At 35.5% G+C, this 16,610-nt stretch carries 19 protein-coding genes; 11 read left to right on the forward strand and 8 right to left on the reverse strand.

Features of this window, described 5'->3' with window-relative positions; genetic code table 11:
- The first annotated feature begins 130 nt into the window (after positions 1 to 130).
- The 5 genes from AXA65_RS16355 (at position 131) to AXA65_RS16375 (ending at position 3,721) form a co-directional block, all read left to right on the forward strand.
- Positions 131 to 595: a hypothetical protein gene (locus AXA65_RS16355; protein ID WP_131797840.1), complete on the forward strand. Its 465-nt coding sequence runs from the start codon at positions 131 to 133 to the stop codon at positions 593 to 595.
- A gap of 408 nt (positions 596 to 1,003) precedes the next feature.
- On the forward strand, positions 1,004 to 1,441 hold the full coding sequence (locus tag AXA65_RS16360) for a hypothetical protein (protein ID WP_063971133.1): 438 nt from the start codon (positions 1,004 to 1,006) through the stop codon (positions 1,439 to 1,441).
- Positions 1,441 to 2,550: a PAAR-like protein gene (locus AXA65_RS16365; RefSeq protein ID WP_063971134.1), complete on the forward strand. Its 1,110-nt coding sequence runs from the start codon at positions 1,441 to 1,443 to the stop codon at positions 2,548 to 2,550. The genes AXA65_RS16360 and AXA65_RS16365 overlap by 1 nt, the downstream gene beginning before the upstream one ends.
- 16 nt (positions 2,551 to 2,566) lie before the next feature.
- On the forward strand, positions 2,567 to 3,121 hold the full coding sequence (locus tag AXA65_RS16370) for a hypothetical protein (RefSeq protein ID WP_131797841.1): 555 nt from the start codon (positions 2,567 to 2,569) through the stop codon (positions 3,119 to 3,121).
- A gap of 387 nt (positions 3,122 to 3,508) precedes the next feature.
- Entirely contained in the window at positions 3,509 to 3,721 is a 213-nt protein-coding gene (locus tag AXA65_RS16375) for a hypothetical protein (protein WP_063971136.1), read from the forward strand.
- A gap of 497 nt (positions 3,722 to 4,218) precedes the next feature.
- On the opposite strand, the gene AXA65_RS16380 is transcribed toward AXA65_RS16375, so the two are convergent.
- Together AXA65_RS16380 and AXA65_RS16385 are read right to left on the reverse strand one after the other, a co-directional pair.
- Complete coding sequence (locus AXA65_RS16380) at positions 4,219 to 4,848, reverse strand: thiamine diphosphokinase (protein ID WP_063971137.1); 630 nt, start codon at positions 4,846 to 4,848, stop codon at positions 4,219 to 4,221.
- Between the two features lie 18 nt (positions 4,849 to 4,866).
- The gene (locus tag AXA65_RS16385; RefSeq protein ID WP_063971138.1) at positions 4,867 to 5,439 is read right to left on the reverse strand and encodes a cob(I)yrinic acid a,c-diamide adenosyltransferase; all 573 of its coding nucleotides are present in this window, start codon (positions 5,437 to 5,439) and stop codon (positions 4,867 to 4,869) included.
- Between the two features lie 320 nt (positions 5,440 to 5,759).
- Here AXA65_RS16385 and AXA65_RS16390 point away from each other — a divergent pair, with 320 nt between their 5' ends.
- The 3 genes from AXA65_RS16390 to AXA65_RS16400 are packed head-to-tail and all read left to right on the forward strand — an operon-like array spanning position 5,760 to position 9,542.
- Positions 5,760 to 7,487, forward strand: coding sequence for an ABC transporter ATP-binding protein (locus AXA65_RS16390; RefSeq protein WP_063971243.1), 1,728 nt, complete (start codon positions 5,760 to 5,762; stop codon positions 7,485 to 7,487).
- Complete coding sequence (locus AXA65_RS16395; RefSeq protein ID WP_063971139.1) at positions 7,480 to 8,436, forward strand: helix-turn-helix transcriptional regulator; 957 nt, start codon at positions 7,480 to 7,482, stop codon at positions 8,434 to 8,436. The genes AXA65_RS16390 and AXA65_RS16395 overlap by 8 nt, the downstream gene beginning before the upstream one ends.
- A 5-nt stretch (positions 8,437 to 8,441) precedes the next feature.
- Complete coding sequence (locus tag AXA65_RS16400; protein ID WP_086048239.1) at positions 8,442 to 9,542, forward strand: linear amide C-N hydrolase; 1,101 nt, start codon at positions 8,442 to 8,444, stop codon at positions 9,540 to 9,542.
- A 117-nt stretch (positions 9,543 to 9,659) separates the two neighbouring features.
- Here the strand turns inward: AXA65_RS16400 and AXA65_RS16405 are convergent, their stop codons facing one another.
- A complete protein-coding gene (locus tag AXA65_RS16405) occupies positions 9,660 to 10,142 on the reverse strand; it encodes a DinB family protein (protein ID WP_063971141.1) in 483 nt (160 codons plus the stop codon).
- A gap of 179 nt (positions 10,143 to 10,321) precedes the next feature.
- Complete coding sequence (gene lptB / locus AXA65_RS16410) at positions 10,322 to 11,050, reverse strand: LPS export ABC transporter ATP-binding protein (protein ID WP_063971142.1); 729 nt, start codon at positions 11,048 to 11,050, stop codon at positions 10,322 to 10,324.
- Positions 11,051 to 11,319: 269 nt separating this feature from the next.
- Between lptB and AXA65_RS16415 the strand changes: the two genes are divergently transcribed.
- A complete protein-coding gene (locus AXA65_RS16415; RefSeq protein ID WP_063971143.1) occupies positions 11,320 to 12,090 on the forward strand; it encodes a TrmH family RNA methyltransferase in 771 nt (256 codons plus the stop codon).
- Positions 12,091 to 12,140: 50 nt separating this feature from the next.
- Here the strand turns inward: AXA65_RS16415 and AXA65_RS16420 are convergent, their stop codons facing one another.
- Complete coding sequence (locus tag AXA65_RS16420; protein WP_063971144.1) at positions 12,141 to 12,356, reverse strand: hypothetical protein; 216 nt, start codon at positions 12,354 to 12,356, stop codon at positions 12,141 to 12,143.
- A gap of 165 nt (positions 12,357 to 12,521) precedes the next feature.
- On the opposite strand from AXA65_RS16420, the gene AXA65_RS16425 reads away from it, so the two are divergent.
- Both AXA65_RS16425 and AXA65_RS16430 read left to right on the forward strand, forming a co-directional pair.
- Positions 12,522 to 13,604: a hypothetical protein gene (locus tag AXA65_RS16425; RefSeq protein ID WP_063971145.1), complete on the forward strand. Its 1,083-nt coding sequence runs from the start codon at positions 12,522 to 12,524 to the stop codon at positions 13,602 to 13,604.
- The gene (locus AXA65_RS16430; RefSeq protein WP_228391697.1) at positions 13,588 to 14,184 is read left to right on the forward strand and encodes a hypothetical protein; all 597 of its coding nucleotides are present in this window, start codon (positions 13,588 to 13,590) and stop codon (positions 14,182 to 14,184) included. The genes AXA65_RS16425 and AXA65_RS16430 overlap by 17 nt, the downstream gene beginning before the upstream one ends.
- A gap of 32 nt (positions 14,185 to 14,216) precedes the next feature.
- Here the strand turns inward: AXA65_RS16430 and AXA65_RS16435 are convergent, their stop codons facing one another.
- The 3 genes from AXA65_RS16435 to AXA65_RS16445 form a co-directional block, all read right to left on the reverse strand.
- Positions 14,217 to 14,453, reverse strand: a complete 237-nt coding sequence (locus tag AXA65_RS16435; protein ID WP_063971146.1) for a hypothetical protein — start codon at positions 14,451 to 14,453, stop codon at positions 14,217 to 14,219.
- 171 nt (positions 14,454 to 14,624) lie between these two features.
- Positions 14,625 to 15,254 (reverse strand): 5-formyltetrahydrofolate cyclo-ligase, encoded by a 630-nt coding sequence (locus tag AXA65_RS16440; RefSeq protein WP_317040364.1) that lies wholly within the window; start codon positions 15,252 to 15,254, stop codon positions 14,625 to 14,627.
- A complete protein-coding gene (locus tag AXA65_RS16445) occupies positions 15,202 to 16,545 on the reverse strand; it encodes a rhodanese-related sulfurtransferase (RefSeq protein WP_063971148.1) in 1,344 nt (447 codons plus the stop codon). The genes AXA65_RS16440 and AXA65_RS16445 overlap by 53 nt, the downstream gene beginning before the upstream one ends.
- Between the last annotated feature and the right edge of the window lie 65 nt (positions 16,546 to 16,610).

The following is a 16,610-nucleotide window of genomic DNA, read 5'->3' on the forward strand; positions in this document are numbered from 1 at the left end:
AGGGATACCATATGCCATAGGATATATTTTGGCAGGATTAGTTCTTCTACCACTATTAATAATTGGTATCAACAAATTATTTTTTCAAGGAAATGATGCTGATAAAAATATTGATCAGTATTTAAATAACATGAAAAATATAAGAATTCATTTGAATGAAAATGATAAAATAATAAGAGGTTATGAAAGGTACACCGCTTTTCTATCAAAAGGTAGAGATGGAATTATTCATATTGATGTAAATACTTTTTTCTCTACAGAATATAAAAAATATTTCTCATTTCGGATGGCAAATATCGGAGACAACTTTTATTATGCATTTGACAATCATATTAAAAAGTTAGGATTTATTGTAACCGTCAACAAAGACGACCTACAAAATCCAAAAATGGGAACAAAGGAACACCCAATTCCCGTATTTCGTGTTATTGGCGACGAAAAGCCAATCCGTCTTTGGCACACTGGAAAAAATGGAGAAACGGTTTACGAAAACTACGACATTACCCAACAGCAATACGAAAACAGCGTGTATTGCCATTTGAAATATGTAATGTCTAAAGAAGAATTCGAAGAAAGGTTTGAAAAACAGAAGTAAAAATTCAGATGTTTCTTATGCCAGTGTGAGCAAACAATTGTTACCAAACTAAACGGAATTCCTACAAATACTGCAAAAACAAAAAGAGAATTTCTTGTAAAAAAGCAAACAGAAGATGAAAATATTTTTTTTACAATTTCTATCACAGATCAGATTATTGAAACAAATCCTAATCAGTATCAAGAAGCGATAGAACTAGTTTCTGAACTTGATTGGGTTAAATGCGACGGAATTGTACTGAAAGTAAATTCCCTTACTGGAAACATCGAAAAAATAGTCAATCACGAAGAAATTATTAATAAATGGTGTGAACACAAAAAAAAGCTAGAAAACAAATACGCTTTCATAAGAAATCCCAAAGGGAGTGATGGTATTAAAAAATTCATTCAAACTGCAGAGCAACAGATTGTGAACGAAAAAACGCTACTTGAGGATTTGGAAACCAAAATGTTTTTCGATATTTTTTTTAACAAATATCTTGTTAATGCGAAAGATAAAATGGATGCTTTTACCCGAAATTTTTATTCTCAATTGTTTATTGGAGAAAAAATTGAATTGAAAATAAATCAAAACTTACTTCGGGAAAGTGAAGATAAAATATTAATAAGAAAGGTAAGCTCAATAAATGATACACTAAGAAAATCTGCAAAATTTGCTGATATGTATGATGAGAGGTACAAACCAATTCTACAGTACAAATTTTCCGAGTATAATGCCAGTTTGAGGGAAAGAGTTGTTTATGACGAAAATTTGAATGTACCAGAGGAGGGCGAAGTAACTATCATTGAAGAGATAAAAAACAATATCCAGCTACTTGTGAGTTATAACTTTAGAAAAATCGAATAATGGCAAATTCTTATATCATACAGGGTACCAATGTAGTTTGTACCAATATGCAGGTTCCCGAACCTCTAAAAGTTGGTGTTTCCAGAACTAATACCAATATTGTACATACCAATAAAGCCCAATATTTTTTGAATATTAAGGATCGAAAAATTAGTGAATCCTTCAAATGCAAAATGGCGGCAAAAAAATGGTGCGGTTTAGCATTATTGTGTGCTGGTTTAGCAATTGGCGGTGCTATTTTGCTTACCGTTGCAACGGGTGGTTTGGCAGCTCCAGCTTTGATAGCACTTGCTGCAACTGTAACTACCGCCGGTGTGGCCGTAGCAGCCACAGGTGCTGTAGTAGCAATTGGAATAGGCATTTACAAAGAAGTCCACGATTGCGATGTTACTTTATCAACACAATGGGAGAGATTTCACGATTCTGTAAAATTTCAAGGACAAAATGCGCTGTTGAACTCCTCCATTATGAATTGTCCACAAGGAGGTGTAGTAACTTTAATTGTAGATCCTGTGATCGCACAACAAGCCGCTGAATTTATAAGCAATAACAACCGAAAAGAGATTCTGGCACAAGGTCTTAGCAAATTGGGAGTGGGTATTATTGGGGGACTTACTGGTGGAGCAAACGGACTTGGTGTGAGCTTGGCAATAGGTTTTGATATTTTGTTTGAGGATGGAGAGAGCGAAAGATTTGATCTGGCTAAAGAAACAAAGGAATCTGGTATAGAAACCGGATCAGGCTTATTAATAGATGGTGGCCAGGAAATAAATGACATCAGAAAGCTCACTGCCCACAATCAGGGGGTACAAAGAAACATTACGCAGTTTTCTACCGAAGCAGCGCAAGCAAGAGCTGCAGGCGACGCTTCCAGAGCCTGGAGCAGAGAATTGGCTGCAGAGATGGAAGCAAGTGCTTTTAAGGATTTTGATCCTTCAGGTCTTAAAAACATAGGAATTGGTCTTGGCGGTGCTGTTGCAGGTTTTGTACTGGAACAGGCTGTGAATCAGTATAAAGATAATTTGTATAGAGATTCAATAAAAATGCTTTCAAATTCTGAGATTGCAGATTCTAAAAACAATATAGGTGTAATAGCAACGGAAAGATAAAATGAATATGAAAAATATGGGTTACGTTATCGGTTTGGTTATTGGGATTCCACTATTTATTTTGGTTGCTAATTTTTTCTTCTTTCGAGGGAATGCTCCAAGTGAAACAGAAGTATTGAATTATATAAAAAACTCAAATGTTGATACCATAATTCTTCCGCAAAATGTACAAGAAAATTCCGAACAATATATTAAAGGTTTAAGTCGGCGTGGGAGACCATCGGGATTTCTAGATAAATATCCTTTTTTTGATAAAAAAAATAATAAACATTTTGTTATGTTAATAATTAATTTTCTAGATAACACTTCTGTAATGAGGTCACTTGTACTTCGACGTAATGAAGAAGGCGATAAAATCTCCGTTCGCATCAATCAAGACCAACTCAATAACCCAAAATATGGCACCAAAGAAAATCCGGTTCCTGTTTTTCCAATAGATATTTTAAATGCAAAATGGGACTCTGATATTAGCCAATTTCACGTTTCAGAAGAATTGAATAAAATATTTGTAGAGCAATATCTCAAACACTTTATGCCAAAAGAAGAATTTAAAGAAATGTTTAGAAAATAAATCCTCAATTAAATTTCTATTAAAAAAATGGGCTATGTTATTGGATTGGTAATTGGAATTCCTTTATTTATTTTACTGGCAATTAAAAAAAACAACAAATAAAAGTTCATCAATTTTCCGATTATAAAGTGGATATTAGGATTCATAGAACAATAGATTTTAAAACGAAATTAGTAGTAGATGGTAGAATTACTAGTTCCATCAAAAGATGAAAAATATGAAAAAGAGTAAATTTGAATTTTATGGTGTTGATTCTAAAACAGAATTGTCCATAGGACTCATCGCAGGCTTATCACTCATAGTCGTGTGGTTTGGTCTGCTGCTGTTCTATTACGAATATTTCCAGTTAGATTCTGTGTTACGTATTTCCAAAAGAATTTTTTTCCTGTGTCTCCTCATTTATCTTTTTTTGCCAAAGAGCAAAATATTAAAATTAAAGTGGGCACAAGTTTTTTAACTCCATTTTCAACAAAAGAGGATTTGCGAATAATAGACGGATTTGTAGAATTTATTTCTCCTTTTCTGAAAAATAATTTTGATAATAAAATCAAAAAAGCGATTCATTTTGAAAACCAAGGCATTTATTTAAAAAATATTTGATGAAAGAATATAAATTCAAAGGTTTAGACAATAGGCAAATATAAAATCAGGAATTGTAGTAGCAGTTATAATTACAGTGCCATTTGGCCTCACTTCTTTAATGAGAAAATAAAAACCTGTTTTTCAGCTATTTTTTCATTCAGTGCTGAATTTCTATTATTAGTAAAACCTTTTTCAAATCAAAAAGAAACCTATAATCAAGGATATAGAATCATTAATTTATCAAAAAACAATTAATTATGGGAATTTATTTGCCGGATAAAGTATACACTGTTTGTATGAACCAACTCGGTACAGAATACAAACAGCTCACAATTGACAATGAATTAAGACCTAAAGCAAATCAAACCGTAAAATTAGGTTCGGAAAGCCGTATATTTCTGTCAAAATTAGTCACTATGGGAGTAATTGCCATATAGAAATAGGTAAAATAAAAAAATAAGGTTATACGATTGGATTGCTGATAGGGAGGAAAAATAAGCAGCCGGTTTTATTGATTACTTCCCAACAAAAATAAGCAAATCTCCTTCTTTGTATTTAACAGAAACTTCCTGATTCTCTGCAATATTCCGAGTTCCAATTCTTTCTCCCAACATCAGATCTTCTTTATGTAAAGGCCATTTCAATCCTATAGTTTCAATATTTTTAGCAATTGGAAATGGCATTAATGAAATCATCTTGTCCTTCACATCAGAAATTGCGAATTCTTTTGGAATAAAATAATAGGACGAATAATTATCAAAAAATCTGAGTTTCAAGTTATCTTTAAAGAAAAAAGCGACGCTCAAGTTTCCTAAAAAATGGTCTTGTTCTCCTCCACTTGCGCCGTAAACATCAATATTTTCAAAGCCTTTTTCAAAAATTAATTCCAAAGCTTTGTGGAAATCAGTTTTATTTTGGTCGGGCGTTTCGATAATTTCAAAACCGTGAACTTTGGATTGAAGAATTTCTTCGTCATTTGAATGAGAATCAAAATCGCCGGAAATAAAATCCAATTTTTCTAATGGAAAATTCAATTCTCTTAAATAATGAAAAGCACCGTCAGTACAAGCAATCAACTCATAATCTGACAGATTTGGAAATTCTTTTGGTGGTTCGCCGTTGATGAAAAGTAAGGCCTTTTTCATTAATGAAAATTTTCAAATCTAACTTCTATCATTAGGATTCCAATATTCCTCCGACTCATTATTTAACTTAGAAACATATCTTGCCAAAACGAATAGATAATCCGACAAACGATTTAGATATTTGATTAATTCCGCTCGCACTTCTTCCGATTGATTTAGGAAAACCAAACTGCGTTCTGCTCTTCTGCAAACCGTTCTTGCGACGTGAAGAAAAGTTGCTGCTTTCCCACCGCCTGGCAAAATGAAATATTGCAAAGGTTCCACTTTCTCTTCCATCGCATCCATCCAAGTTTCCAATTCTTCGATTTCTTTGTCAGAAATCACGAGTGGTAATCTGGCTTTTCCATTCGCCAAAAACAATTTATCAATCGGCGTTGAAGCTTCCGAACCAACTGTAAAAAGGTCAAACTGGATTTTTTTGAGTTGAGAAATCACTTCTTCATCGTTTATATGAGATTTTGCAACGCCAATGTTGGCATTCAGTTCATCGATGTTGCCATAAGATTCTACTCGTGCGCTGGCTTTGGAGACTCTGCTTCCACCGTAAAGTCCGGTTTCGCCTTTGTCGCCGGTTTTTGTGTATATTTTCATTTTCTGTTTTTATGAAAGTTTAAAATTAAGGTTTTTATTTTTGAACGCGCAGATTTTTGAACCACAAAAGTCATAAAAGCAGTAGCTCTTATTAGTAATTCAAAAGCGCAAAAAAGAAAAGTGTTTGAAAGATTATCTTATTCTTTCTCTACAATTCTTTTGTGCCTTTTGTGGTTAATTAATCTAAAACTGAATGGTTAATTTTTATGTCGTTTTTATATTTTTCTTAAATTGCTGTAATAAAAAAGCCATTTCAAAAAACCACCAATCTCATTCATATTTATCAGCAGTTGCGGCGCTTCATCAAGCCTTACCGAATGATGATTTTCGTGACTTTAGCTTTGACTTTCATCGGCGCATTATTCGCTCAGGTCAATCCTTTGGTTTTGAAATATACTGTGGACGAAGTGACAAAACTGACTCAACTTCCGAATCCAATGAAAGAAGGAATTCACGTTCTGACGCTCATTTCAATCATACTTTTAGGAAAAGAATTGGCGAATATTTTCATTCAGTTTGGGCAGAAATTTTATGGCGAAAAGATTAGAATTAATGTCAGTTCCGAACTCGCACAAGAAGCCATCAACAAAATCCTGACGTACCGAATCGCCTATTACAACGACGAAAACCACGAATCTGGAAAACTTCAAATCCGCATCGACCGAGGAATTGAAAGTTTGACGAAACTCGTTCAGAACTTTTTCATCGATATTCTTCCGCTTTTTTCAACAGCCTTCATTGCATTGGTTGTGATGTATATGCAGAACATTTATGTTGGTTTGGTTTCAACTTTTGTGATTCCGATTTACTTTTATGTCACCTCAAGACAGGCAAAAAAATTAGGAAACGTCAGACGAACGCTCAGAAATCAGCGTGAACAGAAAACTTCCGGACTTTTGAATTTGATTAATTCCATAATGGTTATCAAAAGTTTTGTCCGTGAAAAATTTGAAGGAAGCAAGCAATACAATCTTCAGATGAAGCTGATGGAAAGCCAACTTTACACGAGACGAACCAGTTTTATTTATGACGGTTTGAAGACTTTTATTGAGCAATTCGGTGTCGTTTTGATTATCCTTTTAACGGTTTATTTGGTTCTTGATCAGCAAATGACGATTGGTGCGATTACGCTTCACATTATGTTGTTCAACAATGTTTCTGCGCCTATTCGTCAGCTTCACAGAATTTATGATGATATGAATGACGCTTTTATTTACGCCGAAGGTTATTTTGAAATCCTGAATGCCGACGAAGAAACCGAACCAAGCGGAACCATCAACAATATCCCAATCAAAGGAAATTTCGAAATCAAAAATGTGGATTTCACTTATCCAAACGGGATGAAAGCGCTTCACAATGTGTCCCTTAAAATCGAAAACGGAAAAACGACCGCTTTGGTTGGTTTAAGTGGCGCTGGAAAATCTACGATTATCAATTTGCTTTGTAAATTCTACGAACCAGATTCCGGCGAAATCCTTTTGGATGGCAACAATCTGAATGATTTTGATAATGATTTTCTGCGTGATGACCTTGGTTTGGTGCTTCAAAAAAATCACATTTTCAAAGGAAGTATTGAGGATAATATCCGTTACGGAAATCTGGAAGCCACTTTGGACCAGATCAAAGAAGCAGCAACAAAAGCCTATCTCCACGAGCAGATTATGGATTTGCCGGAAGCTTACAACCACGACGCCACGCAACTTTCCGGCGGTCAGCAACAGAGAATTGCCATCGCCAGATTGTTCCTGAAAAATCCACCCATTATTTTTCTTGACGAACCAACTGCCAGTCTGGACGCCATCGCCACGGAACAGACTAAAAATTCTCTTGACGCAATAAAACAAGGAAGAACCGTCGTGATTATTTCACATTCGTTATCGCAGATTTTGGATTCGGATATGATTTATGTGATGAAAAAAGGCGCAGTGGTGGAAAACGGAACACACGAGGAACTCTATGAAAAAGACGGGACTTACCGAGAAATCTTCGATGCGTCTGCAAGAAGTCTGAATCTTGATAGATTGGTGAAAACTTATAAAGATGAATGAAGACCATTACATTAAAAAAATAGACCGCGTCACTTCGATTCTTATGCAGTTGCAAAGCAAGCCGATTGTGCGTGCGCAGGATTTGGCGGATAAATTTGAAGTGAGTGTACGAACAATTTATAGAGATATTAAAACTTTGGAAAATGCCGGTATTCCGATTTTTGGGGAAGCTGGTTCCGGCTATTCGTTGGTCGATGGTTACAAACTTCCGCCTGTGATGTTTAACAAAGAGGAAGTTTTGAGTTTCATTACCGCAGAAAAACTAATGCAGAATTATTCCCACGAAAGTCTCGGTTCTCATTACAATTCGGCAATGGAAAAAGTAAAATCCGTCCTTCGAAGTTCAGAGAAAAATCTGGTGACCGATATTGAAAATCAAATCAATATCTATTCTTATCAGCCGGAAAAAACGGATTCGATTAAAAATATTATTCCGACAATTCTGGAAAGCATTTCTGAGAAAACGCAACTGAAAATCAATTATGAAAGTGCAAAAACCGAAGCTTCGGAAAGGATTATTGAAGCGGTTGGGATTTTTTATGAGTTCAATTATTGGTATGTAATGGCGTTTTGTACGATGCGAAAAGATTACCGACAATTCCGGGTTGACAGGATTTTGAAAATCATTAAAACCGAAAATCCTTTTCATCAGGAATATGGAAAAGTCGGAGATTACAAGCAAAAATCAAATACAGAAAAAGTACAGGTCAAAATTTTGGTCGAGAAGAAAATAATGCCTCATATTATGCACTCGATGAAATATAATGGTTGGATTGCCGATGAAGAAACGGAAAACGGAATGCTCATCACCTTTGAAACAAGCTGGATTGATGAAGGTTTTCCGCGCTGGTTGATTACCTTTGCGGATTATGCGGAGATTATCGAACCGGAATATCTCAAGGATACAATGGCTGACTTAATCCAAAACATTTCAAAAAAATTAAATTAAAAAATATGAAGTCTTTACTTATAAGAAGTTTTCTATTGATGACAATCGCTTATTCTACGGCACTTTCCGCGTGTTCAGCATTTCTGTTGCGGGGAAAAGACCATTGCGTGGTTGGATTCAATGAAAACTGGAAAACGATGCCCGGAATGATTGTGGTAAACAAACGTGATGTTTTGAAAAGAAATATCAGCTGGGAAAATCTGACCACCGACAATTTGAATTCCAAAAAACAATGGACATCGAAATATGGTTCGGTGACGTTCAATCTTTTAGGCTATGATTTCCCTTGTTATGGCGTGAATGAAAAAGGACTTTTCCTGGTGGAACTTTACCTTGAGGAAACTTCGAAAGTTGTAAATCCAAAACAACCGAATCTATTTTGGGCGCAATGGATTCAGTATCAATTGGATAATTATAAAACCGTAAAAGAAGTCGTTGACAATCTGAACAAAGGTCCGAACATCGATTGGTGGCCAAATGCCGCAGGAAGTCATTTTTTCCTGACTGATGCGAAAGGAAATGCAACAACGATTGCTTTGCTAGATGGAAAATACAAAGTGCTGACTGACAAAGAAATGCCGATGCCACTTTTGTGCAACAACCAATATAAAAAAGATTTTGACAAGGCTAAGAAATTTGATTTTCTGGGCGGAAATGAGAAGTTCGATTATGATAAAAGTGGAAATTGGGACGACCGCTACAACCGAGCTTATTATATGCTTCAAAATTACAAATACGACGGAAAACCAGTAGATTACGCCTGGAATATTCTGAATTCTGTGCACGCCGGCGAATGGCAAACCGTGATTGATGCTAAGAATATGAACTTATTTTTCCGTTCAGATTTAAAGAAAGAAATTAAGAAAATCGATTTGACAAAATTTGATTTTTCAAAGAATTCAACAGTGAAATATCTGGACATTCATACCGATGAATTGGGCGAAGTGAATCAGGATTTCCAACCGCTGACATTGAGTAAAAATAATGAATACGTGGAAAAAGGCTTCCCGATTGGTTATGATAACAAGGAATTCGGAACGTCGGAAACTTTTGCAAAACTCAAGGAAAACATTGTGAAATTCTTCAGTAATATTTTACCTAATTAAACTTTGTAATCTTTAAACCACAAAAGTCACAAAAGCTTTAGAGTTTTCTTTTGTGACTTTTGTGGTTTCATTAATATAAAAAGAGCTTTCAGAAAATCCTGAAAGCGCTTTGCTTTTTTATCTTTCTCTTTCCCAGAAAAATGGAGGCTCGATTCCCAAAGCTCTCAGGTAAACGTAAGATTGACCACGGTGATGAATCTCATTATCAACGAAATAAAGAATATTCTGATAAATAGGAAATTCATATTGTCCAAACAAATTGAAAGTTTCCTGAAAACGTTCTTCCGAAATCTGACTAAAATATTCATTGATGACTTCCGTCTGTTCGTCCCATTTTGAAAGGATTTCAACTTTTGTAGTTGGTTGGAAAGCTTCTTCGTCGAAAGTATTTTCCGAACCGTCAACAATGGCTTTCAAAGCTGGTCCGGCGATTGCCAAAAGTTCAAGTGTCAATTTGGAAAATGGTCTCATTCCACCGATTGAAAATTCGAATAAATCTTTCTCAGGAAAAGCTTCTATTACTCTTCTGGTTAGATTTCTGTGGCCTTGCCAATAGATTAAAAGTTGTTGTGAGTTGAGGACTGTGGCTGTTGCATTCATATTAGTTTGTTTTATTTGATACAAATGTACAGCGAGGTTGTGACAGTAGTTTGTCAGGAGGAATTTTAAAATTATCGCAAAGGCGCAAAAAAAATTAATCATAGAAAAAAGAAAGTCGCAAAGTTTTCCTTTGCGACTTTAAGTAATATTTTTAGAAATCTTCTGCCTTTGCGTTAGAACTATATCTTCTCAAACCTAAAATTCTCCCCAAGATAAGCTTTCCTAACATCCGGATCGTTCGCCAGATCTTCAGGAATTCCCTCTTTCAGAATTTTCCCTTCGAACATAATGTACGTTTTGTTGGTAATCGCCAAAGTCTGCTGAACGTTGTGGTCGGTAATCAAAATCCCGATATTTTTCTCCACCAGAGACCTGACGATTTTCTGAATATCCTCCACCGCAATCGGGTCAACACCCGCGAACGGCTCATCCAAAAGGATAAAATTCGGACTTGTCGCCAAGCATCGCGCGATTTCCGTACGGCGTCTTTCACCTCCGGAAAGCAAATCGCCACGGTTTTTACGCACGTGTTCTAGGTGGAATTCCTCAATCAGTTCGTCGCATTTTTTCTGCTGTTCTTTTTTGGAAAGCTTCGTCAGTTGCAAAACGCCAAGAATATTATCTTCCACAGACAACTTCCGGAAAACCGATGCTTCCTGCGCCAAATAACCAATTCCATTTTGCGCACGCTTGTACATCGCGTCCTGCGTAATATTTTGTTTATCAAGAAAAACATTGCCTAAAGTGGGTTTTACCAATCCAACAATCATATAAAACGACGTTGTCTTTCCTGCACCATTTGGCCCCAAAAGTCCGACGATTTCGCCTTGCTGAACTTCCAATGACACGCCTTTCACCACCTTTTTCGGTCCGTATTCCTTGATTAAATTTTCTCCTCGTAAAATCATAAAACAAAGATATAGAAATTTTTATCTTCTTATTACAACAAATTTGGGCGTGACCCTAGCCAGCGCAAAGGCCAGCGCTCGGGTCGGGCTTTCCGTTACAAGTCCTCACTCGTTGCCTCGCTCCGGGCTTTCCACTACACCCGAGGCTTTAGCCGAACTGTACGAAGTAAATCCCTTACGCGCTTCGCCTCGATTGAACATTCAACTTTTTACGACGGACATTTTACATTGTACATTATACATTGTACATTTGTGAAAAATTTCCAAAAATGCTGATAGAAAGCCTTCAAAACGAAAAAATCAAAAGACTGACCAGACTTCTCACCAAAAATCAGGAAAGAAGAAAAGCAGGCGTTTTCATCGTGGAAGGTCAGCAGGAAAACGAACGCGCTTTGGAATTTGGGAATCTACCCGAAGAATATTATATCTGCGAAAATATCTTCAAAGGGAAATTGCCAACGACAAAAATCCATTACGTTTCAGAAAAATTGTACGAGAAAATCGCTTATCGCGGAACAACAGAAGGAATTATCGGAATTTACAAATTGGAATCAAGAACTTTAGAAGATTTCAAACCCAAAAAGGATTCTGCAATTATCATTTTGGAAAGTGTAGAAAAACCGGGAAATCTTGGCGCCATTTTGAGAAGTTGCGAAGCATTCGGAATCAATGCTTTAATTGTGACCGACCCAAAAACAGATTTTTACAATCCAAATGTGATTCGCTCCAGCGTTGGCTGCCTTTTCGGAATGAATATTTTCCAAGCTTCAAACGATGAAACTTTGGAATTCCTGAAAATCAATGAGTATCAAATCTTCACTACTTTTATGAGTGAGGACGCAAGACATATTCAGGAAAAGAATTTGAAAAGCAAATCGGCCGTTTTATTCGGAACAGAACATTCCGGTTTGAGCGACTTCTGGAAACAAAAAGGAGAAAACGTTCTCGTCCCAATGGCAGGAACCATCGACTCATTGAATTTGAGTAATGCTGCAGCGATTACCTGTTATGAAATCCTTAGACAGAAATTAGAGAAATAAAAAAACCGCTTCTCGAAAGAAACGGTTTCATATATCTTAAAAGTTTAAGATTATTTTACTTTAGCAGCAGCAGAATCAACTTTAGCAGCAGCGGAATCAACTTTTACAGCAGCAGAATCAACTTTAGCAGCAGCAGAGTCAAGAGTTGCAACAGCAGTTGAATCAACGTTAGCAGAATCAGCAGAAGTAGTTTCTACGTTTTCAGTTTTTTTACAAGCTACAAGAGCGAAAGCAGCAATAGCAGCTACGAATAATGACTTTTTCATAATAATAAAATTTAAATTGTTAGTTAATAGATGTTCTCTTTTGAACGGGACAAAATTACATCGATAAATAAATTTTGTTTTTGAATATTAATTGTAATATATTTGTAAAACAAGATTTACAAATTAAGATAACTGTAAATCAACAAATTAAGCATAAATAGAATTTTGACCGATATAGAATTTTTATATTTCCAAAACTTAAAAAAAGCCGTTCAGGATAAATATCTTGAATCACATTCCCCGTCTTTTGATGATATTTCCAAATGGAAAGGTATTGATATCATTTATTTCCAGGAAGATCTGAGACAAAAAGCTAAAGGAAATATCAGCGAAAAAACTTTTTATACCTATTTCAAGAACAATGCACACGAAAAGATACCAAGAATTGATATGCTCAATATCCTTTCTGTGTATGTGGGTTTCAATTCTTGGTCAGAATTCAGAAAGAAAAATCCGATTGCCGAACAAAAAAAATTCATAGAGACCACCAACGTTCCGGTTATCAATGAAGCAATTGCTACTGATAACCAAGAAGCAATGCCAATCTCAAAACCGGAAATACCAGTTGACAATCAAACTTCTTATGATATCAATCAAAATATCAACTTCAGCAATAATGAAAGTAAACCTAATTTCCTAAAGCGATATCTATGGTTGGGAATTTCCGTATTCCTTTTTGCTATTGTCCTTATTTTGGTTTTTTATGATAATCTTTTTTATAAAAAATACACTTACGCCTTTACAGATGCAGACAGAAACTCATCTATCAAAGGTGAATTGGACGTAAAGATCATCCGTGACAATGAATCACCCATTCTTTTCAAAGTAAAACCGAACTCACCTTTCGTCTACGAGACAAAAAGCAAAAAACTAAAGATGGTGATCTCTTCACCTTTTTACAAGACAGATGTAGTAACAAGAGACCTTACAAATGCGCCAGAATCAGAAAACATAGAATTGAAGCCGAACGATTATGCAATTCAGCTTTTTTATTATTCAAAATCAATTAAAGATTTCAAGAAAAAGACATATCAACTGAATCGCCTGATCAGTGACAAAGCCTTGATCTATCAGGTGGTCGATAGTGATATCTATGGCATAGAAACTTTGGACAAACAAAAATACATCTCGCTGGTTACACTTCCTACGACTTCTCTTGAGAACCTAGAAGTGATCGACTCTCAAATGGAAAATGGAAAAATCGTCATGATCAAATTCAAAATCACAGAAGATGAAAAATCAAAATAAATTTTATTGGTGGACCTTATTTCTATCAATGATCATCTCAGGATTTATCTCCTGCAACAAGAAGTACGAAGGCGAGGACAACTCTCTGGAAACCATAAGAAACGCCAACAACAGGGTGACTTACACCAAGTCAAGTTTGGATAGTTTACAGGCGATCAATCTTATAACAACTCAAAAAGTTCAAGATCTATTAGACCTATCAACACTCTATACATCCGGAAACAAGGATACAGAGATAGATTCTGTGATCTACACGCAAATGCAGGCGCACTTTATGACCAAAGATTCCAATAACTTGAAACCTTTGCTAAAAGAAATGGATAGTTTGAAAGTGAGATTCGCAAAAGTGAATAATCTAAAGACTACAAAATCCGTTGTTGATAAAGACACCCTCGATTTTGCAAACTTCGATGTCGAATATTACGACAAGAAAAGAACTTACATCACGACAGTCAACCGGAAAGCGCAATACATGCTGAAAGCCTCGCCGGTGAAATTCCAGAAAGAGTTCAAATTCTACTTCAATAATTTCTATAAACAAGAAACAGACAGTATAAAAATAACAAAACCCGCTAATTAGCGGGTTTTGTTTTAATTAAATCTGGGATTTAATTATTTTTTGATTTCTTCTTTAACAGCTTTCTCGTCAGCTTTTACTTCAGCTTTAGCAGAATCAGCAGTAGCTTTTACAGAATCAACTACAGCAGTTTTTGTAGAATCAATTGCAGTGATAGCAGAATCAGCAGTAGCGTCAACAGAATCAACAGCAGCAGATTCTACTTTATCAGTTTTTTTACAAGCTACAAGAGAGATAGCAGCGATAGCAGCTACGAATAATGACTTTTTCATGTTCTTAAAATTTAAATTAATTATTATTATATTATTGTTGTCTTAATTAATTATCGAGTTATAATTACAAGACAAAATTAGCACCGTCTGACAAAAATCATTAAAAAATAGCTTGTAATAAGCTTGTAAAAATAGTTTACAAATAAATAATATTGATTATCAACTACTTAATCAAAATTTTAAAATTTCAATTGGTGTAATCAGACCGTCCAATTGAACATCTCTTTCATACACATCAGCGATAATTTCATTGGGAGGAAAGAAATTAAGTCCTATTTTATTTTTAATATTTGAATACGCATTAAAGAATTGGTCATAGAAACCTTTTCCATATCCTACTCTATCCCCAAATTTATCACAATATAGCAAAGGCGTTAAAACATAGTCCAGCTCTACGTTTGAAGCAATATTTGAAATAGGTTCTATGATTCCCCAACTATTGATTTCAAATTTAGAATCGGGAAAAATCTCAACAGAGATGATTTTTTCACCTTGAATTTTCGGAACAAAAACTCTCATTCTACTGTCAAAAAAATAATCGATGAAAATCTGAGTATTAACTTCGTTAAACTTTTCAATCGATAAAAAAATATTAACATTTTGATTTTCAATAGGATTAAATTGTAAAATAAAATTTTCCAGCAGTTTTTTGGACAAAAAATTGACCTCATCTTGCGATAAGGCCATTCTTTTTGCTTTGTAAAGTGTTCTAAGTTCGTTTTTTGTGAGACTTAAATTCATCTTTATTTTATATGATTTTATACAATTTATCAGATAATCTAACTCTAAAAGGAAGTTCAAAAGTAATTTGGTCTGCAGCTTTTGCAGTTTGAACCGAATTTCCGTCAACAACTATTTCATTAATAACAATCTCTTGCTCTCCAGTTGTTGGTCCGGAAATCAAAACTTTGTCACCAACAGAAAGTTCATTTGAAAGTAAAAACTGAGCAATCTGGGACTTGGTATAATAATGTTCTGCCTTTCCAATCAAGCTTTTCTTCATTTTTATCTTCTGACGAATATCTTTTGCCTTGGCCAAAGGTTTATCTATCAAATCACCGGAATTTTTAAACTTCAAAGCTTCAGATTTACCTTTTCGGAACACTTTATTCCCAACTTGAAGTCCTTTTCTCAACGCCAACTGCTCTTCCACTGGTAAATGGATTATTTCCAAACATTCCGAAGAACAGGTATTTTCCATAATCGCCTTACAATCATCACATTGAATAAACAACAAATGACAAGCATCATTCGCACAATTCGTGTGATTGTCACAAGGTTTTCCGCACTGGTGGCATTGCGCAATGATATCATCCGTGATTCTTTCGCCCAATCTGTGGTCAAACACAAAATTCTTCCCAACAAATTTACTTTCAACACCTTCTTCCTTTACCTGACGCGCATATTCGATAATTCCGCCTTCCAATTGGTACACATTTTTGAAACCCTGATGTTTAAAATACGCACTCGCCTTCTCACAACGGATTCCGCCAGTACAATACATCAACAGGTTTTTATCTTCCTTGAAATCCTGCAATTGCTCATTGATAATCGGCAAACTTTCTCGGAAATTCTCAACATCAGGTGTAATTGCCCCTTCAAAATGCCCCACTTCACTCTCATAATGATTCCTGAAATCTACCACAATCGTATCCGGATTTGCCAGCAGATCATTGAATTCCTGAGCTTTCAAATGGATTCCTTTATTCGTCACATCAAAAGTCTCATCATTCAAACCATCCGCAACGATCTTATGTCGGACCTTAATAGTCAGCTTCAAAAACGAGTGATTATCCTGCTCCACTGCCACATTCAGACGAATGCCTTTCATAAAATCGTAAGCTTCCAAAGTTTCACGGAAAGTCTCAAATTGATCCGCCGGAACACTCATCTGAGCGTTGATTCCTTCGTGCGCCACATAGATACGGCCGAGCGCATCCAGGGCGTTCCAGGCTATAAATAAATCGTCACGAAATTTCTTTGGGTTTTCAATTTTGGCATACGCATAGAAAGACAATGTAAGGCGTTCCTTACCAGCTTCATCAATAAGTCTGGCTCTTTCTTCTGCGCTTAAGGTGTTGTACAGTTGCATGCTATAAACGTTTTAAGTGAGAAAAATAATGGCGCAAAGATAAGGAATTTGGGCGAAAGTTTTCA

Origin of the sequence: Chryseobacterium sp. FP211-J200 (assembly GCF_001643375.1) — a bacterium.
Lineage (GTDB): Bacteria > Bacteroidota > Bacteroidia > Flavobacteriales > Weeksellaceae > Epilithonimonas > Epilithonimonas ginsengisoli.